This window comes from Streptomyces candidus (assembly GCF_014207445.1).
GTDB lineage: Bacteria > Actinomycetota > Actinomycetes > Streptomycetales > Streptomycetaceae > Streptomyces > Streptomyces candidus.
The window spans coordinates 216,495-241,051 of sequence record NZ_JACHEM010000014.1 but is presented as its reverse complement, the minus strand read 5'-3'; the positions used below and the strand labels follow the sequence as shown (position 1 = coordinate 241,051).

Here is a 24,557-nt window from a genome sequence, read left to right as displayed (position 1 = left end):
GCGGCCCCGCCGGGTCAGCGGTCCGGGCTGTCCGCCACCCGTGCGGAGAGCCCGTAGTCCAGTTCCCGCCCGTCGACGAGCAGCGCCTCGACCGTGCGGGTGCTCGGATCGATGTCGGCGACCATGCCGTTCCCGGCGTAACGGGGATAGCCGGAGGCTCCCGTCTCGCCGGTCGCTTCGACGACGGCCGAGCGTACGGCGGACTCCTCGGCGACGGGCGCGCTGTCGTCGGCGAGGTGTTCGGGAACCAACAGGATCGTGAGGTGCGAGGGTTGTGTGGTCATGGTCCGTCATTCAAGTCGCTGAGGTCCCGGCGCGCGCGTCCGGCACGCGGAGGGAACCGACCGGCTTCGGCGTCTGCGCCGCACCCCGGACGGGTTCCCCGCGCCGCGTCGGAAGGCACGGCACCGACTTGGGCGGCCGGAAACACCGCGCACCTGCCCTCGGGGGCCGGCTCCCCGAGGGCAGGTGCGCGGGCGGTGTGCGCATCCCGGGGCCGGTGGCTCCTGGACGAGGTGTTGCCCGCTCGCGCGCGTGCACGACGACTCCGCCCGGGAGGTACCGCCCCGGCGAAATCCGGGTCTACGGTTCCAGCTTCACCGAGTTGTACGGGGTGTAGTCGTAGTCGTACCACGTACCGGCTCGCTGGTTGCCCTGGCAGTTGGTGCCGTTGTACCCGAGGCAGTTGCGCGCCTTGGCGTCGCCGGTCTGGTTGTTGAAGAAGCGCTTGTAGCCGTACTGGTTGCTGAGGTTGTACGAGCCGTAGCGGTACCACTTGAACGCCGGCTGGTCGTTGTTCCAGCTCGCGTTCGGATACAGGCAGACGTAGCCGCTGGGGCATCCGTGGACCGTGGCGGCCTCGCTGCCGGCGTGCGCGCTCCCCGCCAGTGGCGCGAGCGTCAGCGCGACGGCGGTCGAGACGGTTGCCGCGGCCCGAGCGGTTCGGGTTCCGAGCAGATGCACAGGGTTCCTCCCTCGTCGTGGAACCGGCCCGAGTGCCCTTTCCGGGTGGACGGGCATTCACGAGCCCGGAGCACATACTGGAGTGCCACGACGGGGAAATACGAGCGCCGAACCGGCCATTCCCGGGACCGGAGCGGCGACAGTGGCCAAGGCCCCGGGAGAGCGCGCGACCGCGTAAGGGTCCTCAGTGCCCGCGACCCGGCCGCGCCAGGTGCTTCAGGAGAGCGTCCGCCATCGCCTGCTCACCGGCGGCGTTGGGGTGGAACGGCGCGGCGGGCGACGCCGGGACCAGGGGCTCCACCCAGCGGTCGGCGGGCGCCTGGCAGGCGTCGTGGCCGATGGAGGGCTTGTACGTGTCCACGTAGGTGGCGCGCGACAGCGTGGCGACGATCCGGAGCATGCCGTTGAGCCGCTTGGCGGTGGCCCTGCTGTACGCGACGTCCCCGGCCGCGGTGGGGAGGGACGGCCAGCAGCCGGTGCCCTTGTCGGGGGCGATCGCCGGGTAGCCCAGTACGTACACCTTCGCGCGCGGAGCCCGCTGGTGGATGGCCTTGATGACCTTGTGCACCCGGGGCGCGGCCGCCGCGATCCGCCGCGCCAGGACGTCGGTGCCGCCGGCGGTGTAGTGCGCCGTGCAGGGGGCGCCGGTGGGGTCGGTGTAGCTGAGCCGCGCGCAGGTGGCGATGATCTCGCCGAAGCCGATGTCGTTGCCGCCGATCTGCAGGGTGACCAGGGTGGTGTGCCTGGTCAGCGCGTCGAGCTGGGGCGGGTTGGTGCCCTGTGCCTTCCACATCTCCACCGTGGTCGCCCCGCCGCAGCTGACGTCGCGGAACGAGGCCATGGGCAGCTTGCGCGCCGTGAGGGACGGGTAGTTGTTGTTCGACCGTCCGCAGTTGGCGTCGACCTGCGTCGGCACGCCCGGCGCCGAGGTGTACGAGTCGCCCAGCGAGACGTACCGCTCGGCGCGGGTCGCGCCGGCCGGCGCCGTCGCCCCACCCACCAGTACCGCCGCCGCACCCAGAGCTGCGAGTCCGGACCGTGCCCTTCGACGTGACATCGTCACGACTCCCCCTACCGACCAGTAGTTTCGTGGACCGGTACAGCAGAATCCGCGTACGCCCCGCGCGTGTCAATGGGGGGAGCGCCGGTCTGGGCGCGTGCACAACGGCGGGGCCCGGGCGGCCCGTTCCCCTTCCTTGGCCAACCCTTGCGCCTCGATGCCGCGCGTGAAGCGCTCCACGGCGGGGTACCGGTGGGAACTCGGGCACACCGCCGAGAGGACCGAACGCCGAGGGGACTGAAGGTGACACCGCAGGACCGTCGAAGCCCGTCGGGCTCGCACGCAGGCCAGACCTACCCGAAGAGGTGCGACGTGCCCGGGAACGAAGCAAGTCCTGCCGACTCCTGGTGGGGCGACGCCGTCGTCTACCAGATCTACCCGCGCAGCTTCGCCGACTCCAACGGTGACGGCATCGGCGACCTGCAAGGCATCACCGGGCGGCTCGACCACCTCGCCGCACTCGGCGTGGACGTCCTGTGGCTCTCCCCGGTCTACCCCTCCCCGCACGACGACAACGGCTACGACATCAGCGACTACCAGGACATCGACCCGCTCTTCGGCACCCTCGCCGACTTCGACCAGCTCCTGGATGCCGTCCACGGACGCGGCATGAAGCTGGTCATGGATCTGGTCGTCAACCACACCTCCGACGAGCACCCCTGGTTCACCGAATCCCGCGACAGTGGCCCCGGGGGCAGCAAGCGGGACTGGTACGTCTGGCGCCCGGCCCGCGAGGGCAGGGAACCGGGAACGCCCGGCGCCGAGCCCAACAACTGGGGGTCCTTCTTCTCCGGCCCCGCCTGGACGTACGACAAGGCGAGCGGCGAGTACTACCTGCACCTCTTCTCCCGCAAGCAGCCCGACCTCAACTGGGAGAACCCTGCCGTCCGCCGGGCGGTCCACGCCATGATGCGCTGGTGGCTCGACCGGGGCGTCGACGGCTTCCGCATGGACGTCATCAACCTGATCTCCAAGGCCCCCGGTCTGCCGGACGGCACCGTCCCGGCGGGCGGCACGCACGGGGACGGCAGCGAGCACTTCATCTGCGGTCCCCGCGTCCACGAGTACCTGGCAGAAATGCACCGCGAGGTCTTCGCGGGCCACCCGCGCCGCCTGCTCACCGTCGGCGAAATGCCCGGCGTCACCGTCGAGGAGGCCGCACTGTTCACCGACCCGGCCCGCCGCGAACTCGACATGGTCTTCCAGTTCGAACACGTCGGCCTCGACCAGGGCCCCGACGGCAAGTTCGACGTACGGCCGCTGAAACTGACCGACCTCAAGGCCAGCCTCGCCCGCTGGCAGACCGGCCTGGGCAGTACGGGCTGGAACAGCCTGTACTGGAACAACCACGACCAGCCCCGCGCCGTCTCCCGCTTCGGCGACGACAGCCCCGCCCACCGAGACCGCTCGGCGAAGCTCCTCGCCACCGTGCTCCACCTGCACCGCGGCACGCCGTACGTCTACCAGGGCGAGGAGCTCGCCATGGCCAACGCGCCGTTCGCCTCCCTCGACGACTTCCGCGACATCGAGTCCCTCAACCACCACCGTGAGCAGAGCGCCCTCGGCGTCGGCGAGGAGGAGATCCTGGCCGGGCTGCGCGCCCGTGGCCGCGACAACGCCCGCACTCCCATGCAGTGGGACGCCACCCGCCACGCCGGTTTCACCACCGGCACACCCTGGATCGCGGTCAACCCCGACCACACCCGCGTCAACGCCGAGGCGCAGCGCGCCGACCCGGACTCCGTGTTCCACCACTACCGCCGCCTCATCGCCCTGCGGCACACCGAACCCGCGCTCGTGCACGGCGACTTCCAGCTGCTCCACCCCGACCACGAGCAGCTCTACGCCTTCACGCGCCACGACGCGGCATCCGGCACCGAACTGCTGGTACTCGCCAACTTCGGCGGAACCGACCTCACCGTCGACCTGCCCGACGGGTGGGAGCACAGCGAGACGCTGATCGCCCACGTCCCCGATGCCGCCCCGCTCACGGCTCCGTACACCCTGCGCCCCTGGGAGGCCCGCGTCCAGCGCCGCACCACCTGACCCCGCCCCCGACGCGGGCGGGGAGTGCGGGCGGTTCGGTGTGCTTCGGTCCGGCCTCTCGTCCGTACCGCCTGCGTCCACCCCTCTGCCCCCCGTCCCCTGCGGCCCTGGGCCGTCCGGGCACCCTCGGGACCGGCCGCGCGCGAAGCGGCCCGGGGCGGACCGGCGGGTGCGGGGTGCGGCGTCCTCTATGCTTCAGGGCGGTCGCGGGCGACGGCCGGGCACCGTGCACGGCAGCGGCGGAACCGCTGGGCCGGCCGGCTCTCCGGGCGCATCCTCCCTACGGGCCCGGACGGGGCCACGTGGCGTCGCGCAGGGAAACCCTGGGGTACCGAGTCGCCACCGGAACACGTCCCGGCGCTGTGGAGCACCCGGCCCGCCCGGCCGCGAAGAGAAGACCCCCAGGGAGAAGCGAGGAATGTCAGTGATCTGCGTCGGAGGCATGATCGGGATCGGCAAGACGAGCGTCGCCGAACTGATCGCCAAGGAGCTGGGCAGCGAGGCCTTCTACGAGAGCGTGGACGACAACCCGATCCTCCCGCTCTTCTACACGGCGAGCCCCGAGGAGATCCAGGCCAAGCGCTACCCCTTCCTGCTCCAGCTCTACTTCCTGCAGACCCGGTTCGCCTCGATCAAGGAGGCGTACAAGAAGGGCGACAGCGTCCTCGACCGGTCCATCTACGAGGACTGGTACTTCGCCAAGGTCAATCACGATCTGGGCCGGATCAGCTCCCTCGAAATGCGGGTGTACGAGGGGCTGCTCGACGAGATGATGCGCGAGATCGACGGCCTGCCGTACCGCAAGGCGCCCGACCTCATGGTCTACCTGAAGGCGGACTTCGAGACGGTGCTGCACAGGATCGGACTGCGGGGCCGCGCCTTCGAACAGGACGAGAGCCTCGTCGAGTACTACCGGACGCTCTGGTCCGGCTACGACGACTGGGTGCACCACCACTACGCGGCCAGTCAGGTCCTCGTCGTCGACATGAACCACACGGACGTGGTGCACAACCCCCAGGACGCGGCCCGGGTCGCCCGTGAGGTCAAGGACGCCCTGGCGTCGCGCGGCCCCCGGGCCTGACCGGAAGCACACGGTCGGCGGCCACCGGGTCGCACGAGGACCTCAAGGGTGGAGGTCCAGGCCCCTGTGAGCCGACTCCCGGGCCGTCGCCTTCGGATCCGTTGCGGTCGCCGTATCCGGTACGCCGGCCGTACCCGGCAACTACGGCCCGACCGCCAAATCCGTGACTGTCACACCGGACCGTCCGATTCCGTGCCCACGTACGAGGAGTGCGTCCACTGCGACCTTGGCCCCGGCACGTACGAGCTGAACTTCGCCGAGGGCGTCACCTTCACCGAGGTCGTCCGGCGCGGCGAGAGCTGACGGCGCCAGCCCCCTGCCCCGGCCGCCCGTAACGGCTGCTCACACCCGGTTCGGACTCTCCGCGGCCTGCTCGGCACCCATGTTCGGCATACGCACCGGCAGGCCGGACACGGGTGCCCGGCGTGCGTGCAGCTAGGGCGCCAGTACGTCCAGTTCCTCCAGCGCGCCCAGAGTGATCTCGCGGGTCAGCTCCTCGGCCCTCGCGGCGTCCCGTTCCCGTACCGCTTCGGCGACCTTGACGTGCAGGGTGACCGCTGCCGGGTCCGGGTCCTCGAACATCACGCGGTGGTGGGTGCGGCCGGTGAGCACCTCGGCGACCACGTCGCCGAGCCGGGCGAACATCTCGTTGCCGGACGCCCTGAGGATCGTCCGGTGGAACTCGACGTCGTGCAGCAGGTAGCCCTCCAGCCGGCCGCCGCGGGAGTGGGCGACCATGCCGATGGCGCACTCGGTGAGGGCCGCGCACTGCTCGGCGGTGGCGTGCCGGGCGGCGAGGCCCGCGGCCGCGGGTTCCACGGCGGAGCGCAGCACGGTGAGGGAGCGCAGCTGGCGGGGCCGGTCGGCGCCGGCCAGGCGCCAGCGGATGACCTGCGGGTCGTAGACGTTCCACTCCTCGGTGGGCAGCACGGTCACGCCGACGCGGCGCCGGGACTCCACGAGGTGCATCGACTCCAGGACCCGTACCGCCTCGCGCATGACGGACCGGGACACCTCGAACTCCTGGGACAGCTCGTCGGTGCGCAGCACACTCCCCGGCGGGTACTCCCCTCCGGTGATGGCGGGCCCGAGGCTTTCGAGTACGCGGGCGTGCAGCCCTCGGGCCTGTGCAGTCATGGCGTAAGCCTACGAGGCCACCCGAGCACATTAAGTATGACTTTTAGATCACAGACTCTTGAATTCCTCTGACCTTATGGGTTTCAGTGGCGTGACGCACGACGGGCCGCCGTGCGAGATGTCGATGAAGACAGCGAGGCAGCAATGCGCACCCCCCACGTCGTCGTAGTCATGGGCGTGGCAGGAACCGGCAAGACCACGATCGGCCCCCTGCTCGCAGCCCGGCTCGGCGTTCCCTACGCCGAGGGCGACGACTTCCACCCCGAGGCGAACATCGCCAAGATGTCGGCGGGCACCCCGCTGACCGACGACGACCGGTGGCCGTGGCTCGACGCCCTCGGCTCCTGGGCCGACGGCCGCGCCGGGCTCGGCGGCGTGGTCAGCAGCTCGGCACTGAAGCGGAGCTACCGCGACCGGCTGCGGTACGTCGCTCCAGGCATCGTCTTCGTCCACCTGACCGGCTCGCGCGAGCTGATCGAACAGCGGATGTCGCAACGCCGGGGCCACTTCATGCCGACCGCGCTGCTGGACTCGCAGTTCGCCACGCTCCAGCCTCTCGGACCCGACGAGGACGGTGTCGCCGTCGACGTCGCGGGCAGCCCCGAGGAGATCACCGAGCGGGCCGTCGCGGCCCTGCGCGCCCTCGTCCCGGCCGCGGCCGGCGGCACGCCCCGGCCCCCGCGGCCGTCCGCGCGGTGACGGCCACGCCGTCCCGCACACGGCGCACCTCACGGGGTACGAGAACCCCGCGCACGCGCCGTACCCCGTAACTCCCCCCCGACCCACTCCTGCAAGGGAAACCACCGTGACTAGTCTCAACGTCGAGACGCTGGCAGCGGACGCCGTGGAGCCGATCACCTCGGCGGGCCACGCCCAGCTCGGGATCGCCGTCCTCGCGGGCATCGCCGTCATCGTCCTGCTCATCACGAAGTTCAAGGTGCACGCGTTCCTGGCCCTGACCATCGGATCGCTGGCGCTCGGAGCCTTCGCGGGCGCACCGCTGGACAAGGTCATCACCAGCTTCACCGCCGGACTCGGATCGACGGTCGCGGGCGTCGGCGTGCTGATCGCGCTCGGTGCGATCCTCGGCAAGCTCCTCGCCGACTCCGGGGGCGCCGACCAGATCGTCGACACCATCCTCGCCCGGACGGGCGGGAGGTCCATGCCCTGGGCGATGGTGCTGATCGCCAGCGTCATCGGACTGCCGCTGTTCTTCGAGGTCGGCATCGTGCTGCTGATCCCGGTCGTGCTGATGGTCGCCAAGCGCGGCAACTACTCCCTCATGCGCATCGGCATCCCCGCCCTCGCCGGTCTCTCCGTCATGCACGGCCTGATCCCGCCGCACCCCGGCCCGCTCGTCGCCATTGACGCGGTCGACGCCAACCTGGGCGTGACCCTCGCCCTCGGCGTGCTTGTCGCGATCCCGACCGTGATCATCGCCGGCCCGCTGTTCTCCAAGGTCGCGGCCCGCTGGGTGGACGTCCCGGTGCCCGAGAAGATGATCCCGCGCCGCCCGTCCGAGGAACTGGACGCGGCCACCGGCGAGCCCGGCGAGGGTGCTCCCCGCCTCCCCGGCTTCGGCGCGACCCTGGCCACCGTGCTGCTCCCCGTCGTCCTGATGCTGGCGAAGGCCCTCGTGGACATCGTCCTCGACGACCCCGAACACACCGTGCAGCGCGTCTTCGACGTGGTCGGCTCGCCGCTGATCGCCCTGCTCGCCGCCGTCGTCGTCGGCATGTTCACGCTGGGGCGCGCCGCCGGGTTCTCCAAGGGCAGGATCACCGCGACCGTCGACAAGTCGCTCGCCCCGATCGCCGGCATCCTGTTGATCGTCGGCGCGGGCGGCGGCTTCAAGCAGACCCTCATCGACTCCGGTGTCGGCAGGATGGTGCTGCAGATATCCGAGGACTGGGCGATCCCCGCCCTCCTGCTCGCCTGGCTGATCGCCGTCGTCATCCGGCTGGCCACCGGCTCGGCCACCGTCGCGACGGTCTCCGCCGCCGGCCTGGTCGCACCGCTGGCGGCAGACATGTCGACCACGCACGCGGCCCTGCTCGTCCTCGCGATCGGCGCCGGCTCGCTCTTCTTCAGCCATGTCAACGACGCGGGCTTCTGGCTGGTCAAGGAGTACTTCGGCATGGACGTCGGCCAGACCATCAAGACATGGTCGGTCATGGAGACCATCATCTCGGTGGTCGCCGGCGCATTCGTCCTGCTGCTGTCCCTGGTGCTCTGACGGATGGTCGGACGAAATTTGGCTGCGTAGGAGCGGGCTCGTCGGGTACCTGCGGTGCAGTACGACGCACGTGCTCTTCGCAGGAGGTAGTCATGGGCAAGCTGGGAGACATGGCCGACAAGGCCAAGGAGATGGCCAAGGGCCACCCCGACCAGGCCGACAAGGGGGTCGCGGGCGCCGAGCGGCTGGCCGACGAGCGTACGAACGACAAGTACGACGCCCAGACCGACAAGGCCGCCGACGCGGCCCGGCGTTCCTACGGCGGTTCCGGCACACCGGAACACTGATCCCCCTCCGGACGTCCGGGGCCCCGGCACTGTGCCGGGGCCCCGGACGTCCGCGCGAGCGGCACGGACGGCCGCACTGTAGTTTCGAGGGCTGACACCCTGTTACCGGTCATCCACTCCGCCCACGCGGCGGCGAGCGCGAAGGACTCCAGCACCATGCCATCCCCGATATCCAGTACCGAGCCGATCTACCACGCCCTGGTGGCCGAACACGGCGACGTGGCCGCGGCCGCGCGCCACGCAGCGGACGAGGCCGCCCGCGAGGCCGAGTCGGCACTCGACTGGAGCGCCCTGCACGCCCGCGGCACGAGACCCGTGGCGCACTGACCGCCGCCCCGCCCCGGGGAAGGGGCCGGGCACGGCACCCCGTTCGCCGGGGAGGCGTGGCGCACGGCACGCCACCGCATCCCCGAACCCCGGCGCGGCGCGGCGCCCTCAGCGCAGGGCGCTCAGCCGCTGCCAGTCGGCCCACGACAGGTTCCACTGGCCGAAGCCGTTGCCCGGGGCGACGACGCCCTTGGTGTCCTTGCCGGTGATCTCGAAGGGGTCCCCCGGCCGCACCTGGCCGTAGAACCAGGCCGCATCGGCGTCGCTCATCCCTATGCAGCCCGAACTGCGGTTGGCCCTGCCGAAGTTGGCGGCGTTCCACGGGGCGGCGTGCGCGTACATGCCCGACCAGGTGAGGCGCATCGAGTAGTCGACCATCTTGTCGTAGGCGTCGCGCAGGCCGACCGTCTCGGAGTTCATGTTGATGGTGCCCTCCTTCGACATGAGGACGGCGGTCCCGCGCCAGGAACGCTTCTCGCCGCCGGGGGTGCCGCCGGAGACCGGGATGCGCCGCACGCTCTGCCCGTCGCGCAGCAGCGTGAGGTGGTGGCGGTCGAGGTCCACCTCGACGACCTGCCGGGCGCCGACGGTGAAACCGGTGGTGTAGTCGCGGACGAACCAGCCGCCGGCACCCGAATCCGTGCCGTTCAGCTCGGCGTTCACGGTGACCTTGGTGCCGGGCTTCCAGTACTGCTTGGGCCGCCAGTCCACCCGGTCCTTGCCCGACCAGTCGCGCATCCACCCCCAGGAACCCTCGGTCGGGTGCGAGGTGGTGACCTTCAACTGCCGTTCCACCTCGGCCCGGTTCCGGACGGGACGGTCGAAGACCAGCGAGACCGGCTGGGCCACGCCGACGGTGCTGCCCGCGCCCGGCCGCCAGTCGACCTTGTTGACCGCGTCCGCCGGGGCGGTGGCGAAGGAGGAACGGCTCGTCCCTGCGGTGCCTCCCGGAGTGCGGGTCGCCGCCGTGACCGTGTACGCCGTGCCGGGTGCGGCCTTGCGTGCGGAGACCCACGTACGGCCGTCGGCGGAGACCTCGCCGGTCAGTTCGCGGCCCTTGGCGTCGGTGACGGTCACCGCGGTGAGCCGCCCGCCCGCCGCGGTGACCGTCACCGGTTTCCCGGCGGCGGCCTGCCGGCCCGTGGGCGCAACCGTCACGTGCAGGGGGCGGTCCTCGTTCTTCCCGGCCGTGTCGCTGCCCGGCGCGACGGACGGAGCGGCGTTCGAGGAGCAGGCGGCCACCAGCGGTACGAGCAGAGCCGCGGCGGCGAGACGCACCGAGGGGCGGACGCGGGCACGTGAACGGTTCAACAGGACCTCCGAAACGGGAAGGGAGCGTCGGCCGGCCAGAGGCGGCCGACCGCGCATACGGCGACTGTAGAACCGCAGAAGCCCAGGTCAGCGGTGTCGGACCAATGTGACGGCGGCTGGTGAGGAACGGTCATGGTCCGGTCACATTCGTCGCGCGGGGCGGTCACGCACGGCTGTGAGCATCTCGTGCGACCCCGGGACAGGCCGGGGAGATGGAGAGGCCGCCACCGTGTCAGCACTGCTCGTTCCGCCCCCGTTCCCGCACGACGAGGGCGACCGCCCGGTCCTGCGCCTCGGCTGCGTCAGCGCCGACGCCTACCGTGCCTTCCTCGCCTCCGGCCGGGGTGCGGCGCTCGGCGCCGCGTTCCTCCAGTGGCCGTCCTGGGCCGACGTCAAAGAGGGCTGGCGTGCCCAGCTGCTCGGCTGGGGCCCCGACCCGCAGGCGGGCCGGCTGACCGGCGTGGCCCTGGTGCTGCTGCGGCAACTCCCCGGCACCCGCAAGTACTTCGCGTACCTGCCCGAAGGGCCCGTCGCCGACTGGGCGGAGCCGGACATCGACAGCTGGCTCGACCCGATGCTGGAACACCTGCGCCGCGCGGGCGCGTTCGCCGTGCGCATCGGCCCCTCACCGGCCCACCGGCGCTGGGACGCGGCCCTGCTGAAGCCGCTCAGCAGTCCGGGCAGGCGCCTCGGCGACGTCCTCGCCAGCGAGGTCGACCCGCTCGGCACCGCGGTGGCCGAACGACTGCGCGCCCGGGGCTGGCGCCGCTGCGGCGACGACGGTCCGGGGCACGACGGCGACGCCCAGCCGCGCCACGTCTTCCAGGTGCCGCTCGCCGGGCGCACCGGCGAGGACCTGTGGTCCGGCCTCAACCAGGAGTGGCGGCGCAACGTCCGGCGGGCCCGCAAGGAGGGCGTGGAGGTGGTCGTCGGCAGCGCGGCCGACCTGCCCGAGTTCTACCGGCTGCTGCGCATCACCGAGGAGCGCGACGGGTTCCGCCTCGGCCGCTCGCTCGCCTACTACGAACGCCAGTACGCGGCGCTCAACGCGGAGGAGCCGGGCCGGATGAAGCTCTACCTGGCGCGCCACCGGGGCGAGGTGCTCGCCGCCCACACCATGATCACGGTGGGCCGCAGGGCCTGGTACCAGACCGGCGCCTCCGCCGACCACCGACGCGAGGTGCGGCCCTCCAACGCCCTGCAGTGGCACATGCTCCTCGACGCCCACGCACGGGGAGCTGACGTCTACGACATGCGCGGGGTACCCTCCACTCTTGACCCCGGCGAACGTGCGTACGGACTGTTGCGGTGGAAACTCGGCACGGGCGGGCAGGTCGTCGAAACGCTCGGGGAATGGGAGAAGGCCGTGGGCGGCAGCGCCAACCAGACGCTCTACCGCGCCTTCCAGGCGTACCTGAACCGCCGGTGAGGCCGCAGGCGACGAGGACCGGCACGACGCCACCGGGCGCGGTCCCGGGTACGGAGACCCCGCCCGGAGCCGATCCGGGCAACGCCCCGGCAGCGGTTTCCACGGGCGCAGCGATGCCCCAGGACCAAACCGTCTGCACGGCCAACGCGCTGCCGCGGGCCCGGTCGGCCGACCCGGCCGGAGCGGCTTGCACACCCGGAGCCGCTCCCCGGACCTCCACGGCGCGCAGCAGCGTCGTCATGGCCGCCGGTTCCCTGGTGTCCCGGGGCACCGGCTTCGTACGGTCCGCGGTGGTCGCCGCGGCCATCGGCACCATCGGGACGACCGCCGACGGCTACGCGGTCGGCAACGCACTGCCCACCATCGTCTACATGCTGCTCCTCGGCGGCGCGCTGAACGCCGTCTTCGTGCCCGAACTGGTCCGGGCCGCCAAGGAGCACGCCGACGGCGGCGCCGCCTACACCGACCGGCTCCTCACCGTCTGCGTACTCGCCCTGCTCGCGATCACCGGTACCGCCGTGTGGGCGGCCCCCGCGTTCGTCGACGCCTACACCGATTACAGCGGCGCCCAGGCCGAGATGACGACCGCCCTCGCCCGCTACTGCCTGCCGCAGATCTTCTTCCTCGGACTGTTCACCCTGCTCGGGCAGGTGCTCAACGCACGCGGCCGGTTCGGCGCCATGATGTGGGCCCCGGTCCTCAACAACGTCGTCGTCATCGGCGTCTTCGGCCTGTACCTGGCCCTGGCCCTGGGCGGCGGGGCCAGGCTCACCGCGGGCGAGACCGCGCTGCTGGGATGGGGCACCACCGCAGGCATCGCGGCGCAGGCACTCGCCCTCCTCCCGGCACTGCGCGCGGCCCGCTTCCGCTGGCGTCCGCGCTTCGGCTGGCGGGGCAGTGGACTGACCCGCCCCCTGCGCGCGGCGGGCTGGCTGGTGCTGCTGGTCCTCGCCAACCAGGCCGCCTATTGGGTCACCACCCGGCTGGCCACCACCGCAGGCCTCGAAGGCGGCCCCGGCTACGGCGCGTACAACAATGCCCATGTCTTGTGGGTCGTACCGCATGGCATCATCACAGTCTCCCTGGTGACGGCCCTGCTGCCCCGGATGAGCGCGGCGGCCGCCGACGCGGACACCGCCGCCCTGCGACGGGACGTCTCGCACGCCCTGCGCGCCTCGGCCGCCGCGGTCGTTCCGGCCGCCTGCGTACTGGTCGCCCTCGCCCACCCGGTGATGGCCCTCGTCTTCGGCCACGGCCGTACCAGCGCGGCCGACACCGCCGCCATGGCCGGCATCCTGATGGCGTTCGCGCCCGGCCTTGTCGCCATGTCGGGCCAGTACGTGCTCTCCCGCACCTTCTACGCCCTCGGCGACACCCGTACGCCCTTCCTGCTGAACCTGGTGATCGTCGCCCTCAACGCGGGCCTGGCCGTGGCCGCGTCCCAGTTGCTGCCGGCCCGCTGGGCGGTCACCGGCATGGCGGCGGCGTACTCGCTGGCCCTGTTCGCGGGGTGGGCGGTCACCGGCCTGGTGCTGAGCCGTCGGCTGGCCGTGCCCCGGCCGTGGCGGTCCTCGCCCGTCTCGGCCCACGTACGGCTGATGCTCGCCGCCGTCCCCGCCGCCGCACTGGGCCACCTCGCCGCGACCGGGGCCGCACGGGCCGGGGCTCCGGCCGCGGCGGCCGCCGGAGCCGCCGCCATCGTGCTCACCTTCCTGCTGCTCGCCCGCCCGCTGCGGCTGACCGAACTGAACGCGCTGCTCGCCGGCGCCCGCCGCCGACTGGCCAGGCGCTGACCACCCCGGGAGTTTTCTGATGCCTCGCGTACTGCTCATCGAGGACGACCCCGCCGTGCGGGAGGGCGTGCAACTCGGTCTGCGCCGCCGCGGCCACGAGGTCCGGGCGGCCGCCACCGGCGAGGACGGACTGGCCGCCCTGGCGGAGTTCCGCCCCGACCTGCTGCTGCTGGATCTGATGCTGCCCGGCATGAACGGCGTACAGGTGTGCCGGCGCGTCCGCGAGGACAGCCAGCTGCCCATCATCATGCTGACCGCCCGCGGCGACGACTTCGACATGATCGTGGGTCTGGAGGCCGGCGCCGACGACTACATCGTGAAGCCCGCCCGCCCCGACGTGATCGAGGCCCGCATCCGCGCCGTGCTGCGCCGCATCGAGCACACCGGCCCGGGACGGCAGACCACCGAGGTCCACGGCGACCTCACCATCGACCGGGCGGGCCTGACCGTCACCAAGGCGGGCCGGCGCCTTGCCCTGGCGCCCTCCGAACTGAAGCTGCTGCTCCACCTCTCCGCGGCTCCCGACCAGGTCTTCAGCCGCCAGCAACTGCTGGAGCACGTGTGGGAGCACAGCTACCACGCCGACGCCCGCCTGGTCGACGCGTGCGTCCGCCGCCTGCGCAACAAGATCGAGGAGGACTCCGGCTCCCCCCGTTACGTCCAGACCCTGCGCGGCTTCGGCTACCGCTTCGGACCGCTGTGAACCTCCTCGGACGCAAGCGCCCCGGCGGACCCGACGACGGTACGGAGAACGTCTCTGTCGCACCGCCGGCGCCCGGCGCCCACCACGGTTCCGCCGACGCGCACGGCCGGCCCCACCACGCCCCGGCCGGTGACACCCACACCCCGTGCGGTGACACCCACACCCCGTCCGGCGACGGCGCACGGCGTGCCGGGGACGAACGTCCCGGCGCCCGGGGACGGCGTCCGGTGCGCCGTACGACGGCGTTCGGCCTGCGTACCCGCCTTGTCCTGGCGTTCCTGCTCGTCGCCGCCGTCAGCGCCGGCACCACGTCCGCACTGACCTACCGGGAGGCCCGCAACGCCCTGCTGCACACCGCGCAGGACACGGCCGTCGCCACGTTCCGCGAACACGTCCGGCAGACCAGCTTCGCGCTGCCCGTACGGGCCGAGGGCACGGAGGAGATCCTGCGCGACATCGCCCGCAAGGGCAAACCGCGCCCGTGGGTCGTCTTCGCCGAGTACGGCACCATCCGCGTCTCCTCGGGCACCAGCCCCGTCTCGACCGTCATCACCCCGCAGCTGCGCCGGGCCGCGCAGGCCAACCCCCGCGGCAGCTTCGAGCGCGTCGTCAAGGACGGTGTCCCGTATCTGACCATCGCCATGCCCACGGTCTTCAGGACCGGCCCGCAGAGCACGCTGCCCACCGGGCTGATCCTGTACGCCGTCATGCGGATGAACGACGAGCAGACCAACGTCGACGCGCTGCTGACCGCCGCCCGCAACGGCGCCGTGCCCGGACTCGCCGTCGCGCTGCTGCCCGGCCTGCTGGCCGCCCGCAGTGTGCTGCGCCCGGTACGGGAACTGCGCCGGGCCGCCCACAGCATGGGCAGCGGCAGGCTCGACACCCGCATTCCGGTGCGCGGCACCGACGAACTGGCCGACCTCGCCCACACCTTCAACGAGACCGCCGGCAGCCTGGAACACTCCGTCGAGGAGCTGCGCCGGGCCGAGGCACGCGCCCGGCGTTTCGCGTCCGACGTCTCGCACGAGCTGCGCACCCCGCTCGCCGGCATGCTCGCCGTCACCGAAGTCCTCGACGAGGACGCGGACCAACTGGACCCCGACACCGCCCGCGCGGTCAGGCTGATCAGCGCGGAGACCGGAAAGCTCGCCGTCCTGGTGGAGGACCTGATCGAGATCTCCCGCTTCGACGCCCACGCGGCCGAGCTGAACACCGACGAACTCGACGCCGCCGAAGCCATCCGCAAGACACTCGGCAACCGGCACTGGACGGACGACCGGGTGCGCGCCGAACTCCCGGACGGCATCCGGGTACGGCTCGACCCGCGCCGCTTCGACATCGTCGTCGCCAACCTCGTCGGCAACGCACTGCGGCACGGCGCCGCGCCCGTCACCGTACGGCTGAGCACGGGGACGCGCTCCGACGGCGAAGCCGTGCTGATCACCGAGGTCGCCGACAACGGCCCCGGCATCCGGCCGGACGTGCTCCCGCACATCTTCGACCGCTTCTACAAGGCCGACGCGGCCCGTACCCGCTCGGCGGGCAGCGGACTCGGGCTGGCGATCACCCGGGAGAACGTCGGACTGCACGCGGGGACGGTCCGCGCCGGGAACCGGCCAGGGGGAGGTGCCGTCTTCACCGTCGAGATACCGCTGCACAGGAATGAGGACGGCGCGTGAGCCAGGGGCGGGTACACCGGCGGTCGCTGGCCGCCGGGCCGGTGGCCGCGCTGCTGCTCAGCGGCTGCGGCATCCCGGAGAGCGACGTCATCGAGGCGGGCGGTCCGGCCCATGTGCAGAACTTCGTCTCCGAGGCCTACGGAGCGCTGCTGTTCTTCCGGCTGCCGCACGGCGACCTGGCCCCCGTGACCCGGCAGCTCACGCCCGTCGCTGCCACGGGCGAATTCGGCGGCGGATACCAGGAGGGCGGCGGGACGGTCCGGCCCCCCACCACCGAGAAGGTGATCTCCGCACTGCTCCACGGCCCCGGGCCGGCGGACAGAGCCGCGGGGCTCGACACCGCGCTGCCCAGGGTGCCGGACGGAACGGTCCGGGTCCGCTTCTCCGTCGGCACCTCCGCGAGCGCTTCCGGAAGCGGTTCTGGATCCGGCGGCGTCGTGCTCGACCTGCCCCTCGCCGTCGCCGGACTGGACGCCACGGCGGTACGCCAGCTGATCTGCACGGCCGCCTACAGCAAGGACCGCGACGGCCGAGTCCCGGTGCGCCTGACGGGCAGGGACGGCGCGACCACCTCCGGAACCTGCGACGTGGACCCACAGCCGGGCAACGCCCCCGCCCCGGCCGGAACCGACGGCCGCACAGTACCGGGCGACCGGCCCCAGTAGTCGCCCCCAGGTTCCCGCCCCGTCGGTTACCGATCGCGCGGCAGCGGAGCGCGCCGGCGGCGACGCCAAGGGCTGTCGACGTTCGCGTCAAAGCCCTGATCGTGCCCGACGCGTGGGCCGAGTGGCGCCGGGACGCGTCGCCGGGGCGGGACGGAGCCGGACCGGGCCCCGTGCCTCACTCGTTCGGCATGGGCCGTGGGGAGGATGAACGGGGCGCCTGCGGCTACGGAAACCGTGACGACCAGCGCGTTCTTGACGGTGCCACCGGGCGCCGCTCCTCTGAGCGCCGCCCACCGACGGGTCTTCGGGATGCAGGTTCGGCCCGTGGCCCTTTTGCTCGGGGTGAGCCCGTTCCCCCGCCGCGGTGCACAGGTGCCGCCCCGGGTTCCTTGGAGGTCATTTCCGTGCGTTCGCTGACGATAGCCACCGGCACCGCCCTGGCCGGCACAGCCCTTCTCCTCACGGCCCCCCTCACCGCGCACGCCGCGCAGGCGGCCCCCTCCAGCTGTGAAACCGCCCAGTCCCAGGCGCTGGCGGCCGAGGACGACTACGAAGCGGTCAAGAAGCAGTACGAAGCCGGTGACAAGTCGCTGAAGCAGCAGGTCGACGAGGCCGAGCAGAACGCGAACATGCTGGCCTCCGAAGCCCAGCGCATCTGCGGCGACACGGTCATGAACCCGACCCGGCCCGCGGAGAAGCACCCCAGGGGTGCCATGCACACCGGTGTCGGCACCACCAGCGACAACAGCGGCACCGAGGTCGCCCTCGGCGTCGGCGTGGCCGGAGCCCTCGCGGCAGGCGTGCTGCTGATGGCCCGCCGCCGCAACCACGGCCAGGGCTGACCCCGGTACTGCTCCCGGCCCCGGCCGGTGCCCGCTCCCGAGGCGTGCACCGGCCGGACCGTTTCCCGCCGCCTCGTACGAGAGCAGGACTCGCGTGGACTCTCCGCCCGGTTTCCGACAGCGAGTGGACCGAGCCGCCCGTACCGCGCTGGCGCTCGTCCTCGCCTACTGGGGCCTGACCGCGCTCAGCGACGGGGGCCCCGCGGCGCCACCACCCCAACCGGGTGCCGCCCAGGCCTTCGACGCCGGAACGCGACGTGCGGCCCCCGCCCCCGCCGTGCGCCCGCTCCCCTCCGTCGCCCCGTCGCGTGTCGTGATCCCGCGGCTGAACGTCGACGCCCCGCTCATCGGCCTCACCCTGGACGAGGACGGGCGGCTCGCCTCGCCCCCGGACGCCGACCAGAACCTCGCGGGCTGGTACCAGGACGGCACGCCTCCCGGCGCCGTCGGTACCTCCGTGCTGGCCGGGCACGTCGACACCGCCCAGGGCCCGGCGGTCTTCTACGGCCTGGGGTCGCTGGCGAAGGGCGACACCGTCCGCGTCCCGCGTACGGACGGCGTCACCGCCGTGTTCACCGTGGACGCCGTCGAGCTGTACCCGGCCGACGCCTTCCCCGACACGAAGGTCTACGGCCCTTCGGACACACCGCAGCTACGGCTGATCACCTGCGGCGGCGGCTACGACAAGAAGACCCGGCGCTACCTGGGCAACGTCGTCGTCTTCGCCCACCTCACCGGCCGTACCTGACGCACGGGACACGGCGATTCGGCGCAATTGCCCCACCCGTACGGCTGAGGAGCTGATTGGCCGGATCGTGGACGCGGGGAACGTGGAGGAAGGCGATTCCGCTTCCTGCTCCGCTTCCCGTCCCGAAGGGCAATGCCTTGTCAGGTCTTCCTCACGCGTGGCTGCTTGGCCGTACCGGGACCGCCGGAGCCCGCCGCCCCGCGGGGACCGTCCGATGATCCTCGACCGCCGTGGGCTGCTCACCGCCGCTGCCCTCACCGCCTCCGCCACAGTCCTCCCGGCCGCCGCGGGCGCTCCCGCCTCGCGCACGCCCGCCCTGGTGCCGCCGGGCCGACCGCTCACGTACGGAGTCGTCGGCGACAGCATCACCGGCCGCGGCAGCTTCGCCTCCAGCCAGGAACGGCCGTGGACCGCCCTGTTGCAGGCGCGGCTGGCGAAGTCCTGGACGGTCACCCGCGTCAACGGCGCGACCTCCCGGGACGCGCAGGGCGTGACATGTCTGGCGACCGTGGACACCGTCCCCTTCGGGTGCGACCTGGTCGTCGTCGGTCTCGGCAGCAACGACTGCCTGGCGCGGCGCAACGGCACCTACGTCTACTCCCCGGCCGACACCCGTGCCGCCGCCCGGGCCCTCTTCACCGCGGTGGCCGCGGGCAACCCCGACGCGGTCGTCGTCGTCCTCGGCGTGTGGGGGGACCGTGCGCTCACCTGGACCGGGAACGGCTCCGCGCAGCCGGTCTCCCGGGTGGACTCCTGGGACGAGATCATCGGCGAGTGCTGCGCGGAGAACGGCGGGCTCCACATCCCCTGTGCCGACCTCTACGACCACGCGCCCCACCGCCTGCCGACGGGCCGGCCGGCCTTCGGCGGTTACACCACGGACGGCTATCACCCCAACGACGCCGGGCACGAGGCCCTCTGCCAACGGGTGGCCCAGCGGCTCGACCTGCCCTGACCCCGCCGCCGCGGACCGGCGTCACGTCCGGACCCCGCGTCCGCCTCGTACGGTCGGCGCGACGGAGCACGGCGCGCGCACCGAACGCGCCCACCACCGCGCGCACCTCGTCCGCCGGCCGCACCGCCGTCACACCTTTGCCGTGGGCTCGATCCGCCGAGCAGGACTCAGCGGGATCGTGCCGCCCGGCGCAGCGCCGCGAGGAGTTCCCGATTGCTCGCGCCCTTCAGTACGTACGCGAAGACGCCCGCGTTCTTCATCTGCTCGATGGAGGCCTTGTCGTCGTACGCCGAGAACGCCACGATGCGGGTGGTCGGCGACCAGTGTGCCAAGTCCGCGGCGAGGGCGGGGCCGCCGCCCGGGAAACGGACGTCCAGGATCACGAGGTCCGGTCGGTGGCGGCGTGCGAGCTGCAGCGCTTGCTCGCCGTTGCGCGCGGTGCCCGTGACCTCCAGGTCGGGCTGGGCCTGCACGACCTCGCGCAGGGTGTCCAGGAGCAGTGCGTTGTCGTCGCAGAGGAGCACACTGAACGGTGGGCGGGCGGCGTCGGGGGAGTGGGGGGAGGCGTCCGGTGGTACCGCGGTCATGAGGCGTCGTCCTCCAGCTCCGGGACGGACGGCCCGCTCGCGGAAAGCCCCGTCCCGGAGGGCTTCGTCGCGGAAGGCTCCGGCGCAGACGTTCCCGCCGCACACGTCCCTGTCGGCGTGGGCGCGGTCGGGCAGGGCCCGGTCGGCGAAGACTCGGTCGCTGAGTGCCCTGCCGCCGAAAACCCCGTCCCGTACAGCTCCTTGGCGGGAATTCCCGTCCCGGCGGACTCCTCCTCCGAAAGGGGCAGCGGGTTCGGCACCCAGAACTCGACGGTCGTGCCGTTGCCGGGCCGGCTGTGTATCGACCACCAGCCGCCCGCCGTCTCGGCCCTCTCCCGCATCTCGATGACGCCGAAATGATCGCGGCCGACGTCCTGGGACATCGGGGCGCCGGTTCCGTCGTCCACGACGCGCGTCACGATGCCGCCGTCCGCGGACTGGACCCGGAGGTCGACTCTGCTCGCACGCGCGTGCTTGTGTACGTTCAACAGCGCTTCCTGGACGATACGGAAGATGGTGACGGCCGTCTCGGGCGTGGGTTCACGGTCCAGCCGGTGCTCGAAGGAGTAGGGCATCCCCCAGGAGGAGCGCACGACGTCCTCCAGGTGACTCGACAGCCCGTCGGCCAGACCGTGCCTGTCGATCCCCGGCGGATGCAGCCGGAAGGTCAGGCTGCGCAGCCGGCCGATCGCCTCGCGCACCGACGCGTCCAGCCGCCGGAGTTCCGCGGAGTACGTCTCCGGCACCCGATCCGCCAGCAACTCCAGTCGCATTCCGACGGCGACCATGGCCTGGATGGAATCGTCGTGCACGTCCCAGGCGATGCGGCGCCGTTCCGTCTCCTGTGCCTGGACCAGGTGATCGAACAGCCGCCGCCGCTCGTGCAGGGCGTGCTGTGCCGCCCGGCGTTCGGACATGTCACGCGTGACCTTCCCGAACCCCTGGAGTACGCCCTTCTCGTCCCACAGCGCGGTGATGACCACGTTGGCCCAGAACCGGGAGCCGTCCTGGCGTACCCGCCAGCCCTCGTCCTCCAGTCTGCCGTCGGCCACGGCGGTCTCCAGCTCCCACTGCGGCTTGCCCGACGCCTGGTCCTCGGGCGGGTAGAAGACCGAGAAGTGCTGACCGAGGATGTCCTCGGCGCTGTACCCCTTGATCCGCTCCGCACCCGCGTTCCAGCTGATGATGTGCCCCTGCGGGTCGAGCATGAAGATGCCGTAGTCCAGGACGCCTTGGACGAGCAGGGTGAACGCGGCCTCCGACATCGGAGCGGCCTGTTTGCGCGTCTGCTTCTGCTGCCGGGGTGCCTGCGTCACGCGAGGAGCCCCTCCCGTCGTGCGATGGTCACGGCCTCCAGCTGGGAGCGCGCTCCCAGCTTCTCCAGTACCCGCTGGACGTGGTTGCGCCCGGTGTTGAGGGCGACTCCCAACTGTTCGCTGATCTCCGCGGTGGTACGGCCCTGCCCGAGGAGGGCGAGGGCCTCGCGCTCCCGCGGCGTCAGGTTCGCACCGAGACCCGATGTCCTGCCTGCCAGCCGGCCCAGCACGTCGCCGAGCAGATCCTGACTGAACACCAGCTCGCCCTGGGCCACCCGGCGGACGGCGTCCTCCAGTTCGCTCAGCCCGCGGGCCTTCAGAATCAGACCGGCTCCGCCCGCCTCCGCGACGCGCGCGGCGACCGACCCGCTTCCCTCGCCCGCCAGGACCAGTACGCGCACGTTCGGCACGAGTGCCAGCAGGTCGGCGATGGCGGCGACCCCGTCACCGTCGGGCAGACGCCGGTCCATCAGTACGACATCGGGTTCTGTCCGCCGCGCGTCGGCCAGTGCCGACGCCACCGACGCCGCACGGCCCACGATCCGAAGACCGGGCGAGCGTTCCAGGGCGAGGCAGATGGCCTCCGCCACCATGTCGTGGTCCTCCACCAACAGGACTCGGACCGGACGACTGTGCGGGGAGGGTGAAGGCATCTGTGCATCCTTGCAGGTGGCGGACTGCACGATCATGCCAGAAGGCCCCGCAACGGAGCTTTTTCGGCGACGGCCATGGCCGCATCGGGGCGACGGGTGTCGGCCTCCGCGGCGCACGGAGCGGGCACCGCCGTCGCGGAGGACGCCCGCTCGGCGAAGAGGCCGTCGGCCCCGATCAGGGCGAGCAGCCGGGCCGGCTGTGTTCCGATCCCTTCGACGCGCAGGCCGACGCCCGCCCGCAGAGCGGAACTCCGTACCGCGAGCAACGCGTTCAGGCCGGAGCAGTCGCAGAACGAGACGCCGGTCAGATCGAGCCGGACCTCCGTCGGCTGCTTCACCAGGCAGGCCGCCACCGTGTCCCGGACGTGGAAGGCGGTGTCCAGGTCGAGTTCGCCGGCGAGAGTCACGCGGGCGACGCCCGAGTGAACGGCGGCATGTGACGTGAACGGGCGAACGGTCATGGCGTCCCGCCCTTCTCCGGGTTCGCGTGCGACGCGTGCAGGCGCGGCACGGATCCGTGCGCCCTTCCCGTGGACGGGCCTCTCTTTGTCAGGTGTGCCATTGCTACCTCATAGTGCGAGGGCATCAGTTGCGCACTAGTGAATATGCACTAGTGGCGGGAAGTCAACCCGCCCTCACGGAGGATGGCAACGAAGGGCGCCGCGGGGGCTCGACCGGCTCGTCCGACGGACGACGGCGCCTTGCCGGGCGTCGCAGGAGGGGCGTGGGTGCGCCCGTCCCGGGTGACCTGGTGGGGCCCCGCGGGCGACCCGGCGAGGACGGCGACGTCGGATCACCGGCGGGGCGGAGCGGCGCCGACCTTGGGCGGATCCGGCAGCGTGCGCGGCTCGTCCGGCCGTCGGTCGGGGGTGTGCGTGAGGCGTGCGAGGTGCGGTGCGAGGCGGCGCTTCAGGGTGCGGAGGGCCGGGAGATGATCCGTGGCGCGGTTGAGGCGGTAGTAGAGCTGGGGCGGCAGGTGGGGCAGGAGGGGGGAGTGGCGCTGGCCGAGCAGGGCGAACATGTGTGCGGGCGGCAACCGGAGGTAGCGGGGCAGGTTCTCGTACCACTGGGCGCTGTAGTGCGCCGCGCTCTGGGCGGTGAGCAGCGCTGCTTTGCGTTGCTGTTCGTAGCGCCGCAGAGCGGTGGCGGTGGCGGGTTCGTCGCGCAGTGCGGCGGCGAGTGCCCGGGCGTCCTCGATGGCGAGTGTGGTTCCCGCACCGATCGAGTAGTGGGTGGTGTGGGCGGCGTCGCCGAGGAGGACGACGTTGTCCTGGTGCCACCGCTCGTTGGTCAGGGTCCGGAAGGTCTGCCAGCGTGCCTGCCCGTCGGAGCCCGCCGGGCCGATGAGGGGGTGCCCCTGCAGCGGCCGGGCGAAGAGCCGGGTCAGGACCGCCAGTGTTCCCGCCTCGTCCGTCGCGTCGAGTCCCAGGCCCCGGCGGGTCTCCGGCGAGCACTCCACGATGAAGGTGCTGCGGTTCTCGTCGTACCCGTAGGCGTAGCACCAGATCCAGCCGTGCGGTGTCTCCACGAAGCTGAAGGTGAACGCGTCGAACCGTCTGGTGGTGCCGAGCCAGAGATAGGTGTTGCGGCCCGCGACGGTCGTGGGGCGGAAGTGCCGGGCGAAACGTTCGCGCAGTGCGCTGTGGACGCCGTCGCCCGCGACGACGAGATCGGCGTCGGGAAGCGGGCCGTGGGACGGCCAGGGGTGTTCGTGGGCGACGCGTACGCCGAGCGAGGTGGCGCGCGCGGCGAGGACCGCCAGCATGCGGTGGCGGCTGATGCCGTACCCGGAGTCGCCGTCGTGGGCGGTGGTGCGCTCCCCGACGTGCGCGATGCCGCCGTGCCAGCGCACCGACGCGGCCCGGATGCTCTCGGCGCTCTCCGGATCGCAGTCGCGGAGCTGGTCGAGCAGTCCTTCCCAGTAGGTCACGCCCCAGCCGTAGGTGGCGCCGGCCGGGTTGCGTTCGTAGACGGTGACCTCATGGGCCGGATCCTGACGCTTCATCAGGATCGCGAAGTACAGGCTGGCGGGCCCTCCGCCGACGCACGCGAACCGCACACGCACTCCTTTGGTGACTCTGAGTGATGAGATGAAATCGAAGGGTAACAACGTCGGTGTGTCTTCCGTGGTAGGTGCGCTCTTTCGGGTGAGGTGTCATGGACGGTGTACGCAAAGGGACTGATCGAGCGTTAAAAGTCCTGACTCCTCGGCCGTCCGGGGCTGTTCGCCCGGCCGTCCGGGCGCCCCGCCGAATGGGTGTAAGGAGAATTTCGACTGTGTGCGCACGCGCGCCTGCTGTGGCTTGTATCGGCCGTCTGAGAATGTGCACTCCTCCTTTTGTCCTACGGAATGCGGAGTGCGACGCGTGCAGAAGTCGATGAGCGCTGCTTCGTCGGGCACTGGGGAAACGCCGATCCGGTCCGTTCCATTCGTCATATGAATGCGGTTCGCCCGGTCCGGGCCGGTACCTGGTACCGCCGGGCATTTCTCCCCGCACCGCGGCCGGCGCCGTAGCGGTCCCGTGCCGACCGCGGCCCCCACGCGAGCGGAGAACCCCTCCCGCCCCTCCCCGGAACGCCCGGGCCCGACGCGCGGTGCATACCCGCGGACGCCGCGCACGCACCCGTTCCAAGGGGAGTGCACCGGGTCCCTCGGCGGCGAGGCCGCCCGTTCCGATGTCCGCGCCCCAGCCCGATCAACTTCCACGCACGAAGGGAGCCACCCGTGAGGCAGAG

General features: G+C 72.0%; 24 protein-coding genes. 14 read left to right on the top strand and 10 right to left on the bottom strand.

The features are described 5' to 3' along the window. Window positions 1–14 precede the first annotated feature (14 nt). The 3 genes from HNQ79_RS25575 to HNQ79_RS25565 all read right to left on the bottom strand — a co-directional run bounded on the left by HNQ79_RS25575 (window position 15) and on the right by HNQ79_RS25565 (window position 2,020). On the bottom strand, window positions 15–284 hold the full coding sequence (locus HNQ79_RS25575; RefSeq protein WP_185034972.1) for a hypothetical protein: 270 nt from the start codon (window positions 282–284) through the stop codon (window positions 15–17). A gap of 298 nt (window positions 285–582) precedes the next feature. Further along, window positions 583–963 carry a hypothetical protein gene (locus tag HNQ79_RS25570; RefSeq protein ID WP_229923462.1) on the bottom strand — a complete coding sequence of 127 codons (381 nt, stop codon included), beginning with the start codon at window positions 961–963 and terminating at the stop codon, window positions 583–585. 184 nt (window positions 964–1,147) lie between these two features. Then, a complete protein-coding gene (locus tag HNQ79_RS25565) occupies window positions 1,148–2,020 on the bottom strand; it encodes an SGNH/GDSL hydrolase family protein (protein WP_185034970.1) in 873 nt (290 codons plus the stop codon). A 315-nt stretch (window positions 2,021–2,335) separates the two neighbouring features. Here HNQ79_RS25565 and HNQ79_RS25560 point away from each other — a divergent pair, with 315 nt between their 5' ends. Both HNQ79_RS25560 and HNQ79_RS25555 read left to right on the top strand, forming a co-directional pair. Continuing rightward, entirely contained in the window at window positions 2,336–4,069 is a 1,734-nt protein-coding gene (locus HNQ79_RS25560; protein ID WP_185034968.1) for an alpha-glucosidase, read from the top strand. A gap of 418 nt (window positions 4,070–4,487) precedes the next feature. Further along, window positions 4,488–5,150: a deoxynucleoside kinase gene (locus HNQ79_RS25555; protein ID WP_185034966.1), complete on the top strand. Its 663-nt coding sequence runs from the start codon at window positions 4,488–4,490 to the stop codon at window positions 5,148–5,150. A 435-nt stretch (window positions 5,151–5,585) separates the two neighbouring features. On the opposite strand, the gene HNQ79_RS25550 is transcribed toward HNQ79_RS25555, so the two are convergent. Further along, window positions 5,586–6,287: a FadR/GntR family transcriptional regulator gene (locus HNQ79_RS25550; protein ID WP_185034964.1), complete on the bottom strand. Its 702-nt coding sequence runs from the start codon at window positions 6,285–6,287 to the stop codon at window positions 5,586–5,588. A 144-nt stretch (window positions 6,288–6,431) separates the two neighbouring features. Between HNQ79_RS25550 and HNQ79_RS25545 the strand changes: the two genes are divergently transcribed. The 4 genes from HNQ79_RS25545 (at window position 6,432) to HNQ79_RS25530 (ending at window position 9,137) form a co-directional block, all read left to right on the top strand. Next, window positions 6,432–6,986, top strand: coding sequence for a gluconokinase (locus HNQ79_RS25545; protein WP_185034962.1), 555 nt, complete (start codon window positions 6,432–6,434; stop codon window positions 6,984–6,986). Between the two features lie 106 nt (window positions 6,987–7,092). Beyond that, entirely contained in the window at window positions 7,093–8,523 is a 1,431-nt protein-coding gene (locus HNQ79_RS25540) for a GntT/GntP/DsdX family permease (protein WP_185034960.1), read from the top strand. Between the two features lie 92 nt (window positions 8,524–8,615). Continuing rightward, on the top strand, window positions 8,616–8,810 hold the full coding sequence (locus tag HNQ79_RS25535; protein ID WP_185034958.1) for an antitoxin: 195 nt from the start codon (window positions 8,616–8,618) through the stop codon (window positions 8,808–8,810). 156 nt (window positions 8,811–8,966) lie between these two features. Further along, window positions 8,967–9,137, top strand: coding sequence for a hypothetical protein (locus HNQ79_RS25530; protein ID WP_185034956.1), 171 nt, complete (start codon window positions 8,967–8,969; stop codon window positions 9,135–9,137). A 108-nt stretch (window positions 9,138–9,245) separates the two neighbouring features. Here HNQ79_RS25530 and HNQ79_RS25525 read toward each other — a convergent pair whose 3' ends face one another. Beyond that, window positions 9,246–10,505: a L,D-transpeptidase gene (locus tag HNQ79_RS25525; protein ID WP_185034954.1), complete on the bottom strand. Its 1,260-nt coding sequence runs from the start codon at window positions 10,503–10,505 to the stop codon at window positions 9,246–9,248. Between the two features lie 172 nt (window positions 10,506–10,677). Between HNQ79_RS25525 and HNQ79_RS25520 the strand changes: the two genes are divergently transcribed. From HNQ79_RS25520 to HNQ79_RS25485, 8 genes are all read left to right on the top strand, one after another. Beyond that, the gene (locus HNQ79_RS25520; RefSeq protein ID WP_373312547.1) at window positions 10,678–11,877 is read left to right on the top strand and encodes a lipid II:glycine glycyltransferase FemX; all 1,200 of its coding nucleotides are present in this window, start codon (window positions 10,678–10,680) and stop codon (window positions 11,875–11,877) included. 113 nt (window positions 11,878–11,990) lie between these two features. After that, window positions 11,991–13,670 carry a murein biosynthesis integral membrane protein MurJ gene (gene murJ, locus HNQ79_RS25515; RefSeq protein ID WP_185034952.1) on the top strand — a complete coding sequence of 560 codons (1,680 nt, stop codon included), beginning with the start codon at window positions 11,991–11,993 and terminating at the stop codon, window positions 13,668–13,670. A 19-nt stretch (window positions 13,671–13,689) separates the two neighbouring features. After that, window positions 13,690–14,373: a response regulator gene (locus tag HNQ79_RS25510; RefSeq protein WP_185034951.1), complete on the top strand. Its 684-nt coding sequence runs from the start codon at window positions 13,690–13,692 to the stop codon at window positions 14,371–14,373. 227 nt (window positions 14,374–14,600) lie between these two features. Further along, window positions 14,601–16,055, top strand: coding sequence for an ATP-binding protein (locus HNQ79_RS25505; protein WP_185035041.1), 1,455 nt, complete (start codon window positions 14,601–14,603; stop codon window positions 16,053–16,055). Next, entirely contained in the window at window positions 16,052–16,720 is a 669-nt protein-coding gene (locus tag HNQ79_RS25500) for a hypothetical protein (RefSeq protein ID WP_185034949.1), read from the top strand. The genes HNQ79_RS25505 and HNQ79_RS25500 overlap by 4 nt, the downstream gene beginning before the upstream one ends. Before the next feature lie 404 nt (window positions 16,721–17,124). Next, a complete protein-coding gene (locus HNQ79_RS25495; RefSeq protein WP_185034947.1) occupies window positions 17,125–17,562 on the top strand; it encodes a GVDTG sorting domain-containing protein in 438 nt (145 codons plus the stop codon). Window positions 17,563–17,686: 124 nt separating this feature from the next. Beyond that, window positions 17,687–18,310: a class F sortase gene (locus HNQ79_RS25490; protein ID WP_185034945.1), complete on the top strand. Its 624-nt coding sequence runs from the start codon at window positions 17,687–17,689 to the stop codon at window positions 18,308–18,310. Between the two features lie 214 nt (window positions 18,311–18,524). After that, window positions 18,525–19,265 carry an SGNH/GDSL hydrolase family protein gene (locus tag HNQ79_RS25485; RefSeq protein WP_185034943.1) on the top strand — a complete coding sequence of 247 codons (741 nt, stop codon included), beginning with the start codon at window positions 18,525–18,527 and terminating at the stop codon, window positions 19,263–19,265. A 167-nt stretch (window positions 19,266–19,432) separates the two neighbouring features. Here the strand turns inward: HNQ79_RS25485 and HNQ79_RS25480 are convergent, their stop codons facing one another. From HNQ79_RS25480 to HNQ79_RS25460, 5 genes are all read right to left on the bottom strand, one after another. Beyond that, entirely contained in the window at window positions 19,433–19,852 is a 420-nt protein-coding gene (locus HNQ79_RS25480) for a response regulator (protein ID WP_185034941.1), read from the bottom strand. Then, window positions 19,849–21,168 (bottom strand): PAS domain-containing sensor histidine kinase, encoded by a 1,320-nt coding sequence (locus HNQ79_RS25475; RefSeq protein ID WP_221508131.1) that lies wholly within the window; start codon window positions 21,166–21,168, stop codon window positions 19,849–19,851. The genes HNQ79_RS25480 and HNQ79_RS25475 overlap by 4 nt, the downstream gene beginning before the upstream one ends. Then, window positions 21,165–21,821 carry a response regulator transcription factor gene (locus HNQ79_RS25470; RefSeq protein ID WP_185034939.1) on the bottom strand — a complete coding sequence of 219 codons (657 nt, stop codon included), beginning with the start codon at window positions 21,819–21,821 and terminating at the stop codon, window positions 21,165–21,167. Before HNQ79_RS25470 ends, HNQ79_RS25475 begins: the two co-directional genes overlap by 4 nt. Before the next feature lie 32 nt (window positions 21,822–21,853). After that, entirely contained in the window at window positions 21,854–22,282 is a 429-nt protein-coding gene (locus HNQ79_RS25465; protein ID WP_185034937.1) for an STAS domain-containing protein, read from the bottom strand. Between the two features lie 332 nt (window positions 22,283–22,614). After that, window positions 22,615–23,880, bottom strand: coding sequence for an FAD-dependent monooxygenase (locus HNQ79_RS25460; protein WP_185034935.1), 1,266 nt, complete (start codon window positions 23,878–23,880; stop codon window positions 22,615–22,617). Window positions 23,881–24,557 lie beyond the last annotated feature (677 nt).